The following is a 19,815-nucleotide window of genomic DNA, read 5'->3' as shown; positions in this document are numbered from 1 at the left end:
CAATTATATACACAGAGCAAATGGAACGGGAGGGAAGCAAGATGAAACATTACGGGCTACCGAAAGCGCAAGGGCTTTATCATCCTGAATTTGAGCATGATGCGTGCGGTATCGGCTTTTACGCCCATTTAAAAGGAAAGCCGTCCCACGATATTATAAAAAAAGGTCTTCATATGCTTCGTCAGCTTGAACACCGCGGCGGGCAAGGAAGCGATCCAGAAACAGGCGATGGCGCGGGTATTATGGTACAAATTCCGCACGAATATTTCCAAGTGGCGTGCGGAAAAATGAAGCTTCCGCCAAAAGGGCGTTATGGCGTCGGCATGGTGTTTTTGCCGGAAGATGAGGAAAAACGATTGTATTATGAAAGAGAAATCAATAAAATCATCAAAAAAGAAGGACAGACGCTGTTAGGCTGGCGCACTGTGCCTGTAAATATCGAAAAACTCGGAAAACTCGCAAAACAAAGCAAGCCGTTTATCCGCCAAGTGTTTATCGCAGCAAGCGACGATATTCAAGATGAGCTTGCATTTGAACGAAAATTGTATGTCATTCGCAAACAGGCGGAAAAGCTTGTTCAAAATAATGAATGTTATTTCGCCAGCCTCTCAAGCCGGACGATTGTATATAAAGGATTGCTTACACCGGAACAATTGGATGAATTTTACGTCGATTTGCAGGACGAACGGTTTCAATCGGCGTTTGCCCTCGTTCACTCCCGCTTTAGTACAAACACATTCCCTAGCTGGGAAAGAGCGCATCCAAACCGCTATTTAATTCATAACGGCGAAATCAATACGCTAAGAGGAAACGTCAATTGGATGATGGCGCGGGAAAAGCAATTTGTATCTGAACTTTTCGGTGAGGATTTGCAAAAAATTACGCCGATTTTAGATATGAACGGCAGTGACTCATCCATTTTAGATAATGCGTTTGAATTTTTCGTCTTAGCCGGGAAAAAATTGGCTCATGCGGCGATGATGCTCATTCCGGAACCATGGTTCTGGGACAACGAAATGGATGATGACAAAAAAGCGTTTTACGAATACCATAGCTGCTTAATGGAACCGTGGGACGGCCCAACAGCGATTTCGTTTACGGACGGCAGACAAATCGGCGCGATTTTAGACCGTAACGGTTTAAGACCAGCGCGTTATTATGTGACAAAAGATGACTATATTATTTTCTCATCGGAAGTCGGTGTCATTGATGTAGATCCAAATAACGTGCTATATAAAGATCGCTTAAGCCCAGGGAAAATGCTTTTAGTCGATTTAGAGCAAGGCCGGATTATTTCTGATGAGGAAATTAAAGAAGAAATCGCTAAAGAAAAGCCGTACCGCAAATGGTTGAACGAAAAAATGATGACGTTAAACGATCTCGATATTCCAGAATATACGGAGCCGGTCAAAAATCTTGTCACATTGCAAAAAGCGTTCGGCTATACGTATGAAGATGTAGAAAAAACGATCATCGCGATGGTGAAAGAAGGAAAAGACCCGACAGGCGCGATGGGAATGGATGCGCCGCTTGCGGTGTTGTCAGACCGTCCGCAAAGCTTGTTTAACTATTTTAAACAGCTGTTTGCGCAAGTCACCAACCCGCCGATTGATGCGATTCGCGAATATATTGTGACATCGACGATGACGCTTCTTGGAAAAGAAGGAAATATTCTTCATCCGGATGCATCGGCCGCCCGCCGTATTCGCTTGGATACACCGATTCTTTCGAACGAAGAACTTGCTGCGTTAAAGTCGAACCCGTATCCTGAGTTTAAATGTGTGACGATTCCGACATTATTTACCGACGACTTGCAAAAAGCGCTTGATGAAATGTTTGAAAAAGCGGAAAAGGCGATGGAAAACGGCGCGGTGCTTCTTGTATTGTCTGACCGAGGCGTTGACGAACGTCATGTCGCCATTCCGACGCTTCTTGCCGCAAGTGCGCTTCATCAATATCTTGTACGAAAAGGAACGCGCACGAATGTAAGCATTATTGTCGAATGCGGCGAAGCGCGGGAAGTGCATCATTTTGCCGCTTTAATCGGATACGGCGCGGATGCGGTAAATCCGTATTTGGCGCTGGAGACGATTCGCAGCGCTGTGGAAAACGGAGTCATTTCGCTTTCCTATCATGAAGCGGTGAACAAATATAAAAAGGCGGTTACCGATGGCGTTGTCAAAGTCATGTCGAAAATGGGAATTTCGACGGTACAAAGCTACCGCGGTGCGCAAATTTTTGAAGCGGTCGGCATCGGTGAAGAAGTGATCGAACAATATTTCACAGGCATGGCATCCCAAATCGGCGGCATCGGTTTAGCGGAAATTGCTAAAGAAGCGAAAATGCGCCATGAAGCCGCATTCCAAACGACATACAAAGACGATACATTAGACCCAGGCAGCGAGCTGCAATGGAGACGAAACGGAGAACATCACGCATTCAATCCAAAGACGATTCATCTGCTTCAATGGGCGTGCCGGAAAAACGATTATGAGCTGTACAAACAATATTCGAAATTGGCGAATGAAGAGCGCATGACCTTTTTGCGAAATTTGTTTGAATTTGATGAAACGAGAACGCCGGTTCCGATTGAGGAAGTCGAGCCGGTTGAATCGATCGTGCGCCGCTTTAAAACAGGTGCGATGTCTTATGGTTCATTAAGCAAAGAAGCACATGAAGCGCTCGCTATCGCAATGAACCGCATCGGAGGAAAAAGCAATAGCGGCGAGGGTGGAGAAGATCCGAGCCGTTATGTGCCAGATGAAAATGGGGATTTGCGCAGAAGCGCGATTAAGCAAATCGCTTCCGGCCGCTTTGGCGTCAAAAGCCATTATTTAGTCAACGCCGATGAATTGCAAATCAAAATGGCGCAAGGGGCAAAACCTGGCGAAGGCGGACAGCTGCCTGCCAATAAAGTGTATCCGTGGATCGGAAAAGTGCGCGGCTCTACGCCTGGAGTAGAATTGATTTCTCCTCCTCCGCATCATGATATTTATTCGATTGAAGATTTGGCGCAGCTTATTTACGATTTGAAAAATGCCAATAGAGATGCACGGATCAGCGTGAAACTTGTTTCCAAAGCAGGTGTCGGAACGATTGCGGCCGGCGTTGCGAAAGGAAATGCGGATGTTATTGTCATCAGCGGTTACGACGGCGGTACAGGAGCGTCGCCAAAAACGAGCATTAAGCATGCTGGGCTTCCGTGGGAGCTCGGTCTTGCGGAAACGCACCAAACGTTAATGTTAAATGGCTTGCGTGACCGTGTTGTGCTTGAAACAGACGGAAAATTAATGACTGGACGCGATGTTGTGATGGCCGCATTGTTCGGCGCTGAAGAATTTGGTTTTGCGACAGCCCCGCTTGTTGTTTTAGGCTGTGTGATGATGCGGGCATGCCATCTTGATACATGTCCGGTTGGCGTGGCAACGCAAAATCCAGAGCTTCGCAAAAAGTTTATGGGAAAACCAGAACACGTGATCAACTTCATGTATTTCGTTGCCCAAGAAGTGCGTGAAATAATGGCACAGCTCGGTTTCCGCACCATCGATGAAATGGTCGGAAGAGTCGATGTCTTAAAAGTGAGCGAGCGTGCGAAAAAACATTGGAAAGCGAAGCATTTGGATTTGTCGCGCCTACTTTACCAAGTAGACGGTCCACGGACATTTGCTCGTCCGCAACAGCATAAAATCGAACAAACGATGGATTATAACGAAATTTTGCCGGCGGCAGTATCTGCGTTAGAGAAAAAAGAACAAGTCGAGCTTCATCTTCCTATTCGAAATGTTCATCGCACCGTCGGAGCGATTACGGGAAGCGAAATATCGAAACGATATGGAGAAGAAGGGCTTCCGGAAGATACGATTCGACTGCATTTCACAGGTTCTGCCGGACAAAGCTTTGCCGCTTTCGTTCCAAAAGGAATGACGATGACGCTTGTTGGCGATGCGAACGACTATGTCGGAAAAGGCCTTTCCGGCGGAAAAGTGATCGTCCGTCCGCCAGAAGAAGCGGAGTTTGCTTCTGCGGATAACGTCATTATCGGCAACGTCGCTTTCTATGGGGCGACGAGCGGAGAAGCATATATTCGCGGACGCGCCGGCGAACGGTTCTGCGTGCGGAACAGCGGCGTGAACGCTGTCGTTGAAGGCGTCGGCGATCACGGCTGTGAGTATATGACAGGAGGACGTGTCGTGATCCTTGGTTCCGTCGGGAAAAACTTTGCCGCAGGAATGTCCGGGGGAATCGCTTATGTGCTAACCGATGATGAAAACGAATGGCAAAGAACCGCGAATAAAGAATTAGTGTTGTTCGAACGTCTCGAAGAGGAAGAAGAGATCAATGAAGTGCGTCAAATGATTGAAAAACATTACCAATATACCGGAAGCATAAAAGCTTCTCACATTTTGGCGCATTGGGATGAATATGTCGGAAAGTTTGTGAAAGTCATTCCGAGAAACTACAAATTGATGATCGAAACAATTAAAGCGATGGAACAATCCGGGCTTTCTCAAGATGAGGCGATGATGGCTGCTTTTGAAGCGGTGGCCAAACAAAAAAAAGTTGCGGTAAACGAACCACTCGCATTACAAGCGGTCGCTAAATAAGCGATCGCTTCGCCATCGTTACTGATCACAACAGCATGTGATTTCAATTACGGGGAGAACCAATCCGACACGATGTGAAAACGTCCAGGAAGTCGAGCAGAACAAGCGTTGCGAAGGTGTAGAAAAAACTTTTTTAGAATCTGCCGATTTCTATCGTATAGAGGTTCAATGGAATGGTACGGAAATGGAGGGGAAAACGATCATGGGAAAAGCAACCGGCTTTATGGAATATGCACGCGAGGAAGAAACAAAACGTGACCCGCTTTCCCGTCTCGACGATTGGAAAGAATATGCGTTTCCGTTTTCCGATGAAACGCTCGCAAGACAAGGCGCCCGCTGTATGGATTGCGGGACTCCGTTTTGTCATATGGGACTGGAATTGAACGGGTTGACATCGGGCTGCCCGATTCATAATTTGATCCCGGAGTGGAACGATTTAGTCTACCGAGGCAGATGGAAAGAGGCGCTCGAGCGGTTGCTGAAAACGAACAACTTCCCAGAATTTACCGGAAGGGTTTGTCCGGCGCCTTGTGAAGGTTCCTGTACGGTAGCGATTTCCGACCCGGCTGTCGCCATCAAAGGAATCGAGAGGGCGATTATTGATAAAGGGTTTGCCGAAGGATGGATTCAGCCACGGATTCCGCAAAAACGAACAGGAAAAAAAGTGGCGATTGTCGGTTCTGGGCCTGCCGGTCTTGCTTGCGCCGACCAACTCAATCAAGCGGGCCATTCGGTAACGGTGTACGAGCGGGCTGACCGAGTCGGCGGGTTATTAATGTATGGCATTCCAAATATGAAACTAGAAAAAGAAATTGTCGAGCGGAGAGTTCGGCTTTTAGAACAAGAAGGGATTACGTTCATAACCAATACGGAAGTTGGAAAAGACATCACCGCCGAAGAGCTGCGTTCTCAATATGACGCCGTCGTATTATGCATCGGCGCGCAAAAACATCGTGACCTTGCGATTGAAGGAAGAGAGCTTGAGGGTGTTCATTTTGCCATGGATTATTTAACAGGTGTGACCAAAAGCTTGCTTGATTCCGATTTTGCCAACGGAAACTTTATCGACGCCAAAGACAAGCGCGTCATTGTCATCGGCGGAGGCGATACGGGCGCGGACTGTGTTGCCACTGCATTAAGGCAAGGGTGCAAAAGCGTTGTGCAGTTTGGGAAGCACCCGGCATTGCCGGAACAACGATCGGAAAATAATCCATGGCCGCAATATCCGCTTGTATTTACACTGGATTACGCCTATGAAGAAGCGAAAGCGAAATTCGGTGCTGACCCGCGGCAATATTGCATTCAGACGAAAAAAATTGTTGGCGATGAGCACGGGCGAGTCAAAGAGCTTCATACGATTCAAATGGAAAAAATCATCGATGAAAACGGCAAAGCGATATTTAAAGAGATTCCGGGCACCGAACAAGTTTGGCCATGTGATTTAGTATTTATCGCCATCGGCTTTGAAGGTCCGGAGCAGCCGATTTTGCAGCAATTCGGCGTCGAGACCGTCAACAATAAAGTTAAAGCGCCGTACGGTAAATACACAACCAATGTCGAAGGAGTATTTGCGGCCGGAGACGCCCGTAGAGGCCAAAGCTTAATCGTTTGGGCGATTCACGAAGGCCGGGAAGCAGCAAGAGAAGTCGATCGTTTCTTAATGGGAACAACGAATTTGCCGTGATGTGGAAAATCCTCTTGAAAACAACTGGTTTTCGAGAGGATTTTTTCATGTAAAAAACGAATGTAAACATTATCTGATATTCAGAGTGTTGGAGGGGATGGATATGAATATCATAGATCCATCTAGACGCGAAATTTGGCAGCGCTTTGTTCGTGAAGGAATTTTGGACCATGCAAGGATGAATAAAAGAATTGCGGAATCATGGCATCTCTGCCGCCAGAAAAATGTGAACCCTTATGACGGAAAAGGAAAGATGATTTTAGAGCCGCATGTGCTGGCAGAAAGAAAAAAGAGGAATCAACGATTGCTTCATATTGCCGTACCTATTTTAGAAAAGCTGCAAAAATATTTTCAAGAAACCAAGTCTATTTTTCTTCTTGTCGATCGAGAAGGATATGTTTTATATGCAAAGGGACATAAACAAACAATGAAAATGGCTGAAGGAATAAAATTTGTGGAAGGTGTAAAGTGGACAGAAGATGAAGTCGGGACAAATGCCATTGGCACGTCTTTGCGAATCCATGAGCCTATTGCGATTGTTGGCTTAGAACATTATTCCGTTGCTTCCCATCAATGGGTTTGTTCCGCAACACCCATTTATGACGAAAAGAGAGAACTTGTCGGAATTATCGATGTTTCTTACCCCATCAATCATTATCCATTTCACGACCATGTTTTAGCCACTGTGGTTGCCGCGGCATATACCATCGAGCAACGATTCCACATTCAAGCAAAAGAAGATGAATTGGAGTTGTTTAAGTATAGTCGTAATATGGAAAATACAAATTCCCCTGTAGTGATATGCAATCATAAAGGGCGTATTGTCTGGGTGAATCATTGTTTGCGCTCTTCCTTTTCAAACATGCTTGATCGATCGCTGGAAGATGTTTGTGGCGATCATTGGATTATCAAATCCCAAACTCCCATTTATTCTTCTATTCATCATGATATTATTGGTTATCAAGTTACTCTTCAAAAGGCAAAAAATAATGATTTTAAATTTGTTTCTACGACATTTCATTTTGAAGGAGTAACCGGTAGGAGTAAATCATTTGCAAATGTAATAAAAAGTTGTGAAAAGGTAGCGAAAACAGATGCCACTGTTTATATCACCGGAGAAACGGGAACAGGGAAAGAATTGATTGCTCGCGCTATTCACCAAAACAGTGCCAGAAAAAACGGCCCGTTTGTTGCGATTAATTGCGGTGCGATACCAAAGGAACTAATTGGCAGTGAATTGTTTGGTTATGTAGAGGGGGCATTTACGGGAGCGAAACGTACGGGACATAAAGGAAAATTTGTCCAAGCAAACGGTGGAACCATTTTTCTCGATGAAATTGGCGAAATACCTTTGGAAATGCAAATTGCGCTTTTAAGGGTTTTGCAGGAAAGGGAAGTCATTCCTATTGGCGGAACGAAACCAATTCCTATTGACGTGAGAGTAATAACAGCGACACACTGCGATTTATATCAATTAGTAAGAGAAGGAAAGTTAAGGGAAGATTTATTTTATCGCATTTATGTATATCCGATTAAAGTTCCGGCGTTAAGAGAACGAAAAGAGGATATACCGTTTTTGATTCAGTACTATTGCCAAAAAAACAATTGGTCTGTTTCCTTTCCTGATGAAGTGATGCAACTATTTATGACCTATCATTGGCCAGGAAATATTCGAGAATTATTTAACGTGTTAGAGCGAGTTCGAATTGAATATGGAGATCATATTCCATCTATTCCGGAGCTCAAATCGATGTTCATTGGATGGGAAAGTCAGGGAGAAAATATGAAGTCAGATCAAGAAACTTTGTCCTATCGGGAACAGATTGAAAAAAATCATATTATGGATATGCTGCAGAAAACAAAAGGCGATATTGCTAGAGCGGCAGCTGAGTTGAATATTCCTCGCAGTACATTTTACCGAAAATTAAAGAAGTATCATTTGATATGAGACAAAATGAGAAAGAATGAGAAAAAATGAGATTAGTTAAAATTTAATTTTTTAAAAACGCTTACAACAATATTGTTGTAAGCGTTTTTTTTGTTGGCACATTACTTGCATGGTTAGAAAATGAGAAGAATTCACTTTAATTAAGGAGGATGGAAGCATGACAGTGACAAAGCCAGAATCCAAGAGTATTACGAAAGAAAGAGCAAAGTGGATGTATCAGAAAATGTGTGAAATTCGTCAGTTTGAGGACAAAGTTCACGAAATCTTCAGCAAAGGTATTTTGCCAGGATTTGTTCATTTATATGCCGGCGAGGAAGCAGTAGCTGTAGGAGTTTGTGCTCATTTGAATGAAAAAGACTATATTACGAGTACACACCGCGGGCACGGCCACTGTATTGCAAAAGGTTGCGACTTGAATGGAATGATGGCGGAGATTTACGGAAAAGCAACAGGATTATGCAAAGGAAAAGGGGGATCCATGCATATTGCCGATGTGGAAAAAGGAATGCTTGGTGCTAACGGAATAGTCGGTGGCGGGTTTCCTCTGGCGGTCGGAGCTGGTTTGACGGCGAAATTGAAGAAAACAGGTGCTGTGACCATTTGTTTCTTTGGCGATGGAGCGAATAACCATGGCACATTTCATGAAGGAATCAATCTTGCGGCTATTTGGAAACTGCCGGTTGTTTTTGTCGCGGAAAACAATGGTTATGCTGAAGCAACTCCTTTTGAATACGCATCGAGCTGCAAAAACATTGCAGACCGGGCGGCCGCTTATAACATTCCGGGAGAGATTGTTGACGGCAAAGATGTCATTGCCGTATATGAAGCGGCAGAAAGAGCAATAACACGAGCTCGCAATGGGGAAGGACCAACTTTAATTGAATGTAAAACATATCGAAATTATGGCCATTTTGAAGGGGATGCACAAACGTATAAACCATCGGAAGAAAAAGAAAAACATTTAAAAGAGTTAGATGCCATCGTAAGATTTCGCAACTATATTCTTTCCAATCAGCTGTTATCAGAACAAGAACTATTGGAAATAGAACAGAATGTAGCAGAAGCGATTGAGAGAGCGGTAGATTTTGCGGAAAAAAGCCCATTCCCATCGGAAGAAGATCTTTTAAAAGATGTCTATGTATCCTATTAATCATAAAAGTTAGGAGGTAAAAACCATTATGACAAGAACAATTTCTTTCTCACAAGCAATTAATGAAGCGATGAAGCTTGCGATGCGCAAAGATGAAAATGTTATTTTGATGGGAGAAGATGTTGCTGGCGGTGCGGCTGTAGATCACTTGCAAGATGATGAAGCTTGGGGAGGAGTAATGGGTGTAACAAAAGGTCTCGTTCAAGAGTTTGGAAGAGAAAGAGTATTAGATACGCCGATTGCGGAAGCTGGGTATATTGGTGCAGCTGTTACAGCGGCGGCAACGGGGTTAAGACCGATTGCAGAATTGATGTTTAATGATTTTATCGGAAGTTGTTTAGATGAAGTAATGAACCAAGCAGCGAAACTTCGTTATATGTTTGGCGGAAAAGCGAAAGTGCCTTTAACCATACGAACGATGCACGGTGCTGGATTTCGCGCGGCCGCACAACATTCACAAAGCTTATATGCGCTTTTTACCCATATACCAGGGTTAAAAGTCGTTGTTCCTTCTACCCCGTCTGATGCAAAAGGTCTTTTACTTGCCTCTATTTTTGATGATGATCCGGTCATCTTTTTTGAAGATAAAACACTTTATAACATGAAAGGAGAAGTGGAAGAAGGATTTTATACCATTCCTCTTGGAAAAGCAGATATTAAAAGAGAAGGCAGTGATTTGACCATTGTGGCGATCGGAAAACAAGTGCATACGGCCTTAAAGGCAGCGGATATGTTGAAAACAAGAGGACTGGAAACAGAAGTCATTGATCCAAGAACGTTGTCCCCGCTGGATGAGGAAACAATTTTATCTTCTGTAGCTAAGACAGGACGATTGATTATCATTGATGAAGCAAATCCGAGATGCAGTGCAGCGACAGATATTTCTGCTCTTGTAGCAGATAAAGGGTTTGATTATTTAGATGCTCCGATTAAGATGATTACTGCTCCGCATTGTCCTGTTCCGTTTTCACCAACATTAGAAGATCTTTACTTGCCAACTCCAGAAAAAGTGCTTCAGGCAGTAGCTGAAATGATAGGAGATGAAACGATTGTAGCAGTTTAATAAATTCAAGCGTGTTGCTAAAAGCAATTTTGAGCAACACGCATTCCTTGTATCAATCGAAAAAGGGGAGAGATAGGAATGGCGGTTGAAATCTTCATGCCAAAGCTAGGAATGAGCATGAAAGAAGGCACGGTGGTAGAGTGGTTAAAGAAAAAAGGAGATAAGGTGAAAAAAGGGGAATCGGTCGTTGTTATTAGCTCTGATAAGATTGAGACAGATATTGAAGCACCGCAAGATGGGGTGTTATTAGAGATCCTTGTCGAACAAGATGAAACGGTGGAAGTAGGGAAAGTAATTGGCTACATTGGCCAGGAAGGAGAAGAAGCGGGTGATCAGTCCAATGAAGCACCGCAAGAAACACCACAACAAGCAATGCAAGAAGTAGCCGTGTCTGTTGGAACCATCGAACCAAAAGCAATATTAAGACAAACATCTAGACATATGTTGCGCGTTTCTCCTGCCGCTAGAAAATTAGCTCGCGAAGCGGGAATCGATTTAAGCAATATTAAAGGTTCGGGTCCAAAGGGACGAATAACAAAAGCAGATGTAGAAAAAGCCATTCAACTAAAACAAGCATCCTTACAGCCAGTGAGCGAGAAGCAAATGATCGAAGAAACAAGCCAGATCACAACGGAACAAAAAGGCGTCACCGTAAAACCGGTAACCGGCATGCGAAAAGTAATTGCCACAAGAATGTTTGCAAGCCTGCAGCAAACGGCTCAGCTAACGATTCATATGAAAGTAGATGTGACAGAATTGCTTGAATTACAGAAAAAACTAAGGGAAGAGCTGCAAGACGAACCGGATATAAAACTTACAATCACCGATTTTATCGCACGGGCAACAGTTTTAGCATTATGTGCCCATAAACAAATGAACAGTCTTTATCAAAATGGGAATATTCATACGTATGATTCCGTGCATTTAGGAATTGCAGTCGCATTGGAGAACGGTCTAGTCGTTCCGGTCATCCCTTATGCAGAGAAACTTTCTTTAAAAGAAATTTCGAAAAAAATTAAGGAATTGAGCGTACGGGCAAGGGAAGGAAAATTAAGCAGTGAGGAAATGAAAGGTTCTACTTTTACGATTACAAGTCTCGGTGCATATGGTGTTGAATTTTTTACACCAGTATTAAATCCGCCGGAGGTAGGAATTCTTGGGGTAGGAACAGTCACAGATACTCCGGTTTTTGTAGGAGATGCTATTCAGAAGAGAAAGATTTTACCATTGAGTTTAACGTTTGATCATCAAGTGATAGACGGTGCACCGGCTAGTCAATTTCTTACTACCATTAAAAATTATCTGGAAAAGCCATATAAAATGTTATTATAGTATGTATTATTTAGAGGAAAATGTTTTTATCACGGCCGTTTGGGAAAGAAAGCAGCCTAATTTTGGGTTGCTTTCTTTTTGATAAAATATGTCTTCTTACTTTTTCCATCGTTCCGAAAGAAGGCGCGCTGGTGAGAGTCGAAGCTTCGATCTCGATCCGAACTATCGTTTGCTTAATAATTCCATACTGCTTCAAATTTAGAGCATAAATCCGATGAGGGAGTTTGTATCATTTTCACCTTCAAAAACGTGCTGAATGCGTCACCATTTACGATTTCATGATTCATTCTTTCCGTTTCATTGTGAATGCTGTCAAAACTTTATGGAGAAATTGTGAAATGGTGAACAAACTCGTTTTAATGTCTGTAGAAAAATAGTATGATTAAAGTGTAAGGAACATATAAAAATTGAGCGGGAGGAGAAAACATGGCACAAGCTTCTACATTAGTTAAAGTAGCCGCTAAAGGAAAGTGGGAATTTGGTGTCAAAACGAATGTTTCTATACGAAACTTTCCTGCTTTTTCTATGGATGAACCAGCGGAATTAGGGGGAACAGATACAGCTCCAAATCCGATGGAATATGTGGTTGCGGCTCTGTGCGGCTGCAATGGAGTGATGATTCCATTAGTTGCCAAAGAATTAGACTTTGCTTTCTCGGGAATTGATTTTGAAGCGACAGGCATCATTGATATTCGGGGACTAATGGGGGAAGAAGGCGTTCGTCCGCATTTCCAAAAAGTTCGTTTCCAAGTGAATATACAAACCGAAGAAAGCGAAGAGAGAATTGAGCAGCTGAAAAATGAAGTGGAGAGAAGATGTCCTGTATTCAGTCTTTTGCATGATGCCGGAGTTAAAGTGGATACAAAATGGAGCAAGAAATAAGAGTATTGAAGCAAATTAAATGAATAGAGTGGGAAAAAGAATGGGTGCATGCCATTCTTTTTTTTCGTGCGCCAGATTAAGGATGATAGTTTGTGTTTTTCTTCGTCTTGGATCGCATCTCCTTCATCCATGCGCCGCGGTCTTTTCCTGTTGTAACTGTAAATTAGCACATTATTTCAGAATCCCTTTTTCAAATTATTTCAGGCGGATTCGGAAATAATGTGCAAAATTTTTGCGGATTGTTCCGGATTTTGCACATTCTTTCGGAACGTTTGCACGCTCTTTCAGATGAAGATTTCCAGCGCGCCTGATGGACCGATGGAAAAGAGAAAGCACAAAAGAGGCCGATTCGGCCCCTTTCGTGCTAATACCCCATTTCCTCTGCGGCCATGCGCACCATTTCTTCGTCAATGGCGTCCTTTTTCAGCTGATACCCGTATAACAGGCACGTCGTGGCCAACGTGTTGATCACCCGAGGCCATCCCCGCGACTGCAGGGCAATCGCCTCTAACGCCGATGGGGTGAAGATCGGATGCTTCGCCCCAGCCTGTTTCATCCGATGTTCGATGTAGCCCGCCACCTCTTCCTTCTCCAGCGGTCCCATCCGGTATCGCATGATGATCCGCTGGTCGAGAGGGCGGTGCTGATTGAGCCGCAGCTTCCCCTGTAAATGGGGCAGCCCGGCCAAAATCAAGACAAATGGGTTGGTCGAATCCATCTCAAAGTTGAACAAGATCGCGATGTCCTGTAAAAATGCATCCTTCGCTAAATGCATCTCGTCCAAAATGAACACCGGCGTGATCCGCCGTTCATGATACAATCGCTCGATCGCCTGCTGGATTTGGCGGAAGAGGTCTACCTTGCGGTACTTCGGTTCCTCTCCTAATCCCAAGGCCAAACCACGGTAAAAATCCATCACGCCTCCGGTGGATAACGGAAAGTAGACGACATGATACAATGATGGATTCAATGACTCTTTCAGCGCCCGAAGGGCGAACGTCTTGCCCGCCCCTGGCTCTCCGATTAACAGCCCGATCCCCCGGGTTCGTTTCACGTACTCCAGCGCCCGCAACGCTTCCTGAAACGGTGCCCCTTGATACGCCTCGGACGGGTCTGTTTCTTTCGCAAACGGCTCCCGCGAAAGGGAGTAAAACGATTTATACACCGTGTTCTCCCTCCTTCGCCGGAATCGCCGCAAACGGGGACCGATGGCGTTTTACATAGGCGTTGTCCTCCAAACGAACCCGAACGGCCTCCGCCACCTTCCTTCCATCTTCGTACACATAGACGCCCCGTTCGTCATAGCGGAGTTCAATCGATTGCCCAATGAACCGGGGCGGCACTTCATACAGCTGCTTGTTCAAGGTGATCGTTCCATCGGCTTTGACCTTGCGGTGCTCCCGCTTCAGAAAAATCGCATCCAGCCAATCGCCATCTTCGATGAACGACACGAGATGCACTTGCGATTGAAACACCTCATGCGGCGTTTTTCCGTCCAGCGAGCGCCTCCGCTTTTCTTCTCGGTTATCTAGTTTTCAAGGAACCAACTCATTTCCTGCATCTGCTCATAGACGCAGGCGCAAGGCGACTACTTGAGTATGCTTCCTTGCAGCCTTGTGTCGAGGAATCCAGCTTCCTTGAATCCGCTGGTAGACGCAGGCGCAAAACGGATTGATTGAAGAGAACATAAACATGTTCCCTCAAAACTGAACAAACCCGAAGCGCCCACTTCCGACTAGCCCATAAGGGCAGCCGCTTCCGCTTTTCGTACTGTCTAGCTCCAGCGCCTAGCTCTCTTGTGCCAAATAACCTTCCCCCTCGAAGTGCAAGCACTTCAGCGGGTGAAGAACATTTGGCGTGGAGCCTATCGGGATCGAACCGATGACCTCCTGCGTGCAAAGCAGGCGCTCTCCCAGCTGAGCTAAGGCCCCATATTTTCTAAATCGGGAAGACAGGATTCGAACCTGCGACCCCATGGTCCCAAACCATGTGCTCTACCAAGCTGAGCTACTTCCCGCCCGTCCGCCGCTAACCGAACAGAAGCAAGCTCCCGCTCGGTCCGCTCGACTTGCATGTATTAGGCACGCCGCCAGCGTTCGTCCTGAGCCAGGATCAAACTCTCCAAAAAGAAAGTTGATTGGCTTTAATTCGGCGCCGACACCGAAGGTGTCAAGTCGCCTTCGCTTTTCTTATTGTCCAGCTTCAGCGCCTAGCTCTCTTGTGCCAAATAACCTTCCCCCTCGAAGTGCAAGCACTTCAGCGGGTGAAGAACATTTGGCTTCGAGAGCTGATCGCGGCGCTTCAGCTTTTCTTATTGTCCAGCTTCGGCTCCTAGCCCCTCGGGCCGCTTCGGTCTCGCTGTGGCGGCAACAGCCTCCTCGCGAGCCCTCCAGCGCCTGCCGGGGCTAATCAGTCGCCTTCGCTTTTCGTTGTGGACGCTTCGTTTTGTTCAGTTTTCAAAGAACATTCTTTTTTAAAACGACCTTGTTAATATATCATTTTAAAATTTTATTGTCAATCACTTTTTGTTTTATTCGTTTTTCAAAAGCGACGTTTACTAATATATCAATTATGAATATAAAAGTCAACTACTTTTTTAAAAATCTTATGTCCCCTATGATTTTTTTGATCATAGGGGACATGATATCTTATTTATTACGCATTTGCGGGAATAACAATACGTCACGAATAGACGGTGAATTTGTTAATAGCATAACAAGTCGATCAACGCCAATACCTAAACCGCCTGTTGGTGGCATTCCATATTCAAGCGCTTCAATGAAGTCCTCGTCCATCTCGTGCGCTTCGTCATTTCCTTGCTCTCGCTCTTTCAGCTGTGCCTCAAAGCGCTCACGTTGGTCAATCGGATCATTTAACTCAGTAAATGCATTCGCGTGTTCACGACCAACGATAAACAATTCAAAGCGATCTGTGAAGCGCGGATCGTCTGGATTTTTCTTCGCTAACGGCGAGATTTCTACCGGGTGTCCGTAAATAAACGTCGGTTGAATGAGCTTGTCCTCTACTTTTTGCTCAAAAAACTCATTAACAATATGACCAAACGTCATGTGCGGCGCTATTTCAACACCATGCTCTTTTGCCAATTCTCTAGCCTCTTCATCGCTCATTTGTTTCCAAAAATCGACACCTACGTATTCCTTAATCGCATCTACCATATGAAGTCGTTTCCACTCAGGAGTTAAATCAACTGTATGCTCTCCATATTGGATTTTTGTCGTTCCTAATACCTCTTGCGCGATATGAGCAATTAAATTTTCTGTCAATTTCATAATATCGCGGAAATCTGCATATGCTTCATATAGCTCAAGCATCGTAAATTCCGGATTATGTCGAGTAGAAATCCCTTCATTACGGAACACGCGCCCAATTTCATATACCTTTTCTAATCCGCCGACAATTAAACGTTTCAAATGAAGCTCGATCGCAATCCGCATATATAATGGCATATCCAACGCATTATGGTGAGTGATAAATGGACGAGCTGCTGCTCCTCCGGCAATGGAATGCATCATCGGTGTTTCTACTTCTAAATAGCCGTGGCTGTCCAAGTAGCGGCGCATCGCTTGAATAATTCGGCTGCGAGTGATAAACGTATTTTTGCTCTCCGGATTCATAATTAAATCTAAGTACCGTTGACGATAGCGTTGTTCAATATCTTTTAGTCCATGGTATTTCTCTGGAAGTGGACGCAATGCTTTCGTTAAAAACTCATAAGAAGATACTTTAATGGACAGCTCTCCTACTTTTGTTTTAAATACTGTTCCATAAACACCGATAATATCTCCTAAGTCAGAAGTTTTGAAAAGCTCGTATTGCTCCTCACCAACTGTATCTTCACGAACGTAAATTTGAATTTGCCCCGTAACATCTTGAATATGGGCAAACCCAGCTTTACCTTTGCCGCGTTTTGTCATAATACGTCCGGCAACGGCAACTTTTATTTGTTTCTCTTCTAGCTCTTCTTTGGATAAATCCCCATATAAATCAAATAACTCTTTTGCTTTATGTGTGCGCTCAAACCGTTTTCCAAACGGATCAATTCCCATTTCTCTCAATTTATTTAATTTTTCCCTACGGACTAGTAATTGATCGTTTAATTCTTCATGACTCATATGGCCTTCACTCCATTTAAAAAAGTTTTTATGAAAAATACTGCCAGCAACGGCTGGCAGTGAATAACCGCAATCTTTTATTGATCCATTTACACAGCCTGTGCATTCGCCTGTTCTTTGCTTTCTACTTCTTCGGCAAAGTTAAGTAAAAGGGTGGCAAGCTGTTCACGAGTGTCACATTCATTAATGGCATTGCGAATTTTTGCGTTACCGCGCACCCCTTTTAAATACCATGCCGCATGTTTCCGCATTTCTTTTACTGCAATATGCTCGCCTTTTAATGCAATGAGGCGATCTAAATGTAAAAGACATACTTCTATTTTTTCTCTTACCGTTGGTTCCGGGATTAATTCCCCTGTTTCTAAATAACGGACTGTGCGGTAAATCATCCATGGGTTTCCAAGTGCAGCGCGTCCGATCATCACGCCGTCCACGCCTGTTTCTTCAAGCATCCGCTTTGCATCTTGCGGTGTTTTTACATCCCCATTTCCAATGACAGGAATATTCACTGCTTCTTTTACTTGTTTAATGATATTCCAATCTGCTTTTCCTTCGTACATCTGTACTCTCGTTCTTCCGTGAACCGCTACTGCCTTACCGCCAGCGCGTTCTACAGCTTGCGCGTTTTCTACTGCGTAAATATGATTTTCGTCCCAACCGATTCGCATTTTTACTGTCACAGGTTTTTCCACTGCATCTACAATGGCGGCAACTACATCATAAATCTTATTTGGATCTAAAAGCCATTTCGCACCCGCATCGCATTTCGTGACTTTTGGAACAGGACATCCCATATTAATATCGATGATATCCGCATTCGTATGTTTATCGACAAATTTTGCGGCTTCTACAAGCGTTTCCTTTTCTCCGCCAAAAATTTGCAAACTTAATGGTTTTTCCCGTTCATCAATATATAACATGCCTAGCGTTTTTTCGTTATTGTACACGATCCCTTTATCACTTACCATTTCCGCACAAACAAGCCCTGCCCCAAACTCTTTTACCGTGAGACGGAATGCCGAATTGCACACACCGGCCATTGGAGCAAGAACAACACGATTTTTAATTTCTACATCTCCGATTTTAAACATCGGTTTACCCTCCTTTCTTATTCCCTAGGCTCTGAACGTGGCGGTGCAAGCTCTTCTACAGATATATTTAACCGTTCGGCAATTTTCTCTATTAATTGCTCCGACGGTAAGCGATTTCCACGCTCAACTTCTCCTAAAATGGACACAGATACCCCCAGATCTTTTGCCAATTTTTCCTGTGTATATCCTTTCAGCTTTCGAAAAGCGCGAATACGTCTTCCCCATTTTTCTGCTTCCATACACGAACTCCTTCTTTGTCAGGTAGTCGATCTATGAGGCATGCTAAACGTTCAGAAATATTTGGAAAATGGATATCGTGATTTAATTCCAATAACGGAATCATAACAAACGCCCGCTCTGTCATACGCGGATGAGGAATGATAAGTTGTTCTGTTTCAATATTTTCATGATTATATAATAAAATGTCAAGGTCTAACGTTCGTGGTCCCCACCGTATTTCCCTTTTTCTCCCAAGTTTTTGTTCGATATTTTGCGTGACGTCTAGCAATGCAAAAGGAGAAAGAGTTGTATAAATTTTTATAACCATATTTAAAAACTTATCTTGATTCACATAACCGACCGGTTCCGTCTCATAAATAGATGAAGCAGCAGTGACGGAAATTTGTTCATGTCTATCCAACATTTTGACAGCTTCCCGCAGGTAATATAGGCGATCACCGATATTAGAGCCAAGAGCAATATACGCATAATTTTCCATCTAACGACCCCTTACAATTTCTACTGCTACAGATTCATAATGACCTTGAATGGGTGGATTTGGTTTTGTCACTTTAATCGTACAACGAGCAACGGTTGGAAAAGAAGATAAAATTTGCTCCGCAATCGTCTCTGCTACTGCTTCGATTAACGCAAATCTCCTTTTCTCGACAACATTTCGGCAAATATCATACACTTCCGCATAATTAATGGTATCATCTAATCGATCGCTTTTTCCAGCCTTTTGTAAATCCGTTTCGAGAATGACATCTACAATAAAGCGCTGTCCAAGCACATTTTCTTCGGGAAGGACGCCGTGATATCCATAAAACTCCATCCGATGAAGATAAATTTTATCGATCGCTCTCCACTCCTTTTCCAAGCATTGCATCCATCATTTTTGCCATTCGCGCAATCGGCAATACATCATGAACACGGACGATGTGAGCTCCCTTTACGATTCCGAGGCATACGGTCGCTCCTGTTCCTTCGACTCGTTCATTAACCGGTAAATCAAGAACATGGCCGATGAATCGTTTCCGTGATGTTCCCAATAGCAGCGGGTATCCCAGTTTGGCAAATTCATCTAAACGCCGCATGACTTCTAAGTTATGTTCCAATGTTTTCGCAAATCCAATACCTGGATCTAAAATAATATTTTCATCTTTCACCCCTGCGCGTTTTGCGATTGCAACACTTTCCATTAAATCAGAAATCATGTCGGAAATTAAATCACGATATTGAAGATCATGACGGTTGTGCATTAAAATAATCGGAACATCGTAAAAAGCGGCAACTTCTGCCATCTTTGCATCCGCTTTTGCTCCCCATACATCGTTAATAATATGCGCTCCCGCTTCGATCGCTTGCTTTGCAACTTCAGCTTTATACGTATCAATGGAAATAGGAACATCGATTTCTTGAGCGATTGCTTTCACCACAGGAATGACACGCCGTAATTCTTCTTCGAGCGATACCTTTTCTGCACCAGGGCGGGTCGATTCCCCCCCAATATCAATGATATCTGCCCCATCGGCAACAAGACGTTTTGCATGCTCTACGGCACGATCGATATCATAAAACCGTCCGCCGTCAGAAAAAGAGTCTGGCGTTACATTGACAATGCCCATGATCATGGTCTTTTTCCGTAAATCTAACTCGTAATCCCCGCAGCGAAGTACAAAAGAAGCTGCATTTGTTGTAACCATCAT

The 19,815-nt window shown here is 44.0% G+C and carries 14 protein-coding genes, 2 tRNA genes and 1 pseudogene; 7 read left to right on the top strand and 10 right to left on the bottom strand.

Going from position 1 to position 19,815, the window contains the following annotated elements:
• Nucleotides 1-41 precede the first annotated feature (41 nt).
• The 7 genes from gltB to B9L23_RS00325 all read left to right on the top strand — a co-directional run bounded on the left by gltB (nucleotide 42) and on the right by B9L23_RS00325 (nucleotide 12,663).
• On the top strand, nucleotides 42-4,604 hold the full coding sequence (gltB, locus tag B9L23_RS00355) for a glutamate synthase large subunit (protein WP_089096691.1): 4,563 nt from the start codon (nucleotides 42-44) through the stop codon (nucleotides 4,602-4,604).
• A gap of 202 nt (nucleotides 4,605-4,806) precedes the next feature.
• Nucleotides 4,807-6,288, top strand: coding sequence for a glutamate synthase subunit beta (locus B9L23_RS00350; RefSeq protein ID WP_089096690.1), 1,482 nt, complete (start codon nucleotides 4,807-4,809; stop codon nucleotides 6,286-6,288).
• Nucleotides 6,289-6,391: 103 nt separating this feature from the next.
• Nucleotides 6,392-8,236, top strand: a complete 1,845-nt coding sequence (locus tag B9L23_RS00345) for a sigma-54-dependent Fis family transcriptional regulator (protein ID WP_089096689.1) — start codon at nucleotides 6,392-6,394, stop codon at nucleotides 8,234-8,236.
• A 157-nt stretch (nucleotides 8,237-8,393) separates the two neighbouring features.
• Complete coding sequence (locus B9L23_RS00340) at nucleotides 8,394-9,386, top strand: thiamine pyrophosphate-dependent dehydrogenase E1 component subunit alpha (RefSeq protein ID WP_062679381.1); 993 nt, start codon at nucleotides 8,394-8,396, stop codon at nucleotides 9,384-9,386.
• 28 nt (nucleotides 9,387-9,414) lie between these two features.
• Nucleotides 9,415-10,449 (top strand): alpha-ketoacid dehydrogenase subunit beta, encoded by a 1,035-nt coding sequence (locus B9L23_RS00335; RefSeq protein ID WP_062679382.1) that lies wholly within the window; start codon nucleotides 9,415-9,417, stop codon nucleotides 10,447-10,449.
• A 78-nt stretch (nucleotides 10,450-10,527) separates the two neighbouring features.
• Nucleotides 10,528-11,781 carry a dihydrolipoamide acetyltransferase family protein gene (locus B9L23_RS00330; RefSeq protein ID WP_089096688.1) on the top strand — a complete coding sequence of 418 codons (1,254 nt, stop codon included), beginning with the start codon at nucleotides 10,528-10,530 and terminating at the stop codon, nucleotides 11,779-11,781.
• A gap of 426 nt (nucleotides 11,782-12,207) precedes the next feature.
• Nucleotides 12,208-12,663, top strand: coding sequence for an OsmC family protein (locus B9L23_RS00325; protein ID WP_089096687.1), 456 nt, complete (start codon nucleotides 12,208-12,210; stop codon nucleotides 12,661-12,663).
• Nucleotides 12,664-13,027: 364 nt separating this feature from the next.
• Here the strand turns inward: B9L23_RS00325 and B9L23_RS00315 are convergent, their stop codons facing one another.
• The 10 genes and pseudogenes from B9L23_RS00315 to folP all read right to left on the bottom strand — a co-directional run bounded on the left by B9L23_RS00315 (nucleotide 13,028) and on the right by folP (nucleotide 19,812).
• Nucleotides 13,028-13,828, bottom strand: coding sequence for an ExeA family protein (locus B9L23_RS00315; protein ID WP_015863909.1), 801 nt, complete (start codon nucleotides 13,826-13,828; stop codon nucleotides 13,028-13,030).
• A pseudogene (locus tag B9L23_RS00310) lies at nucleotides 13,821-14,177 on the bottom strand (Mu transposase C-terminal domain-containing protein); the annotation flags it as partial. The gene B9L23_RS00315 and the pseudogene B9L23_RS00310, both read right to left, overlap by 8 nt.
• 344 nt (nucleotides 14,178-14,521) lie before the next feature.
• Nucleotides 14,522-14,594, bottom strand: a tRNA-Ala gene (locus tag B9L23_RS00305).
• A gap of 12 nt (nucleotides 14,595-14,606) precedes the next feature.
• Nucleotides 14,607-14,680: transfer RNA gene (locus B9L23_RS00300), tRNA-Pro, on the bottom strand.
• A gap of 631 nt (nucleotides 14,681-15,311) precedes the next feature.
• Nucleotides 15,312-16,796 carry a lysine--tRNA ligase gene (gene lysS / locus B9L23_RS00295; protein WP_012748852.1) on the bottom strand — a complete coding sequence of 495 codons (1,485 nt, stop codon included), beginning with the start codon at nucleotides 16,794-16,796 and terminating at the stop codon, nucleotides 15,312-15,314.
• Nucleotides 16,797-16,885: 89 nt separating this feature from the next.
• Entirely contained in the window at nucleotides 16,886-17,887 is a 1,002-nt protein-coding gene (gene dusB / locus B9L23_RS00290) for a tRNA dihydrouridine synthase DusB (RefSeq protein ID WP_062677399.1), read from the bottom strand.
• Between the two features lie 17 nt (nucleotides 17,888-17,904).
• The gene (locus tag B9L23_RS00285; protein ID WP_062677400.1) at nucleotides 17,905-18,126 is read right to left on the bottom strand and encodes a helix-turn-helix domain-containing protein; all 222 of its coding nucleotides are present in this window, start codon (nucleotides 18,124-18,126) and stop codon (nucleotides 17,905-17,907) included.
• Nucleotides 18,078-18,605 (bottom strand): 2-amino-4-hydroxy-6-hydroxymethyldihydropteridine diphosphokinase, encoded by a 528-nt coding sequence (folK, locus tag B9L23_RS00280; protein ID WP_012748850.1) that lies wholly within the window; start codon nucleotides 18,603-18,605, stop codon nucleotides 18,078-18,080. Before folK ends, B9L23_RS00285 begins: the two co-directional genes overlap by 49 nt.
• The gene (folB, locus tag B9L23_RS00275; RefSeq protein WP_171699211.1) at nucleotides 18,606-18,995 is read right to left on the bottom strand and encodes a dihydroneopterin aldolase; all 390 of its coding nucleotides are present in this window, start codon (nucleotides 18,993-18,995) and stop codon (nucleotides 18,606-18,608) included.
• On the bottom strand, nucleotides 18,958-19,812 hold the full coding sequence (folP, locus tag B9L23_RS00270) for a dihydropteroate synthase (protein WP_081189199.1): 855 nt from the start codon (nucleotides 19,810-19,812) through the stop codon (nucleotides 18,958-18,960). The genes folB and folP overlap by 38 nt, the downstream gene beginning before the upstream one ends.
• Nucleotides 19,813-19,815: the final 3 nt, after the last annotated feature.

The sequence above is a fragment of the Parageobacillus galactosidasius genome (genome assembly GCF_002217735.1).
GTDB lineage: Bacteria > Bacillota > Bacilli > Bacillales > Anoxybacillaceae > Parageobacillus_B > Parageobacillus_B toebii.
Note: the sequence above shows the minus strand (reverse complement) of the source record. Positions and strands in the feature narration are given on the sequence as shown.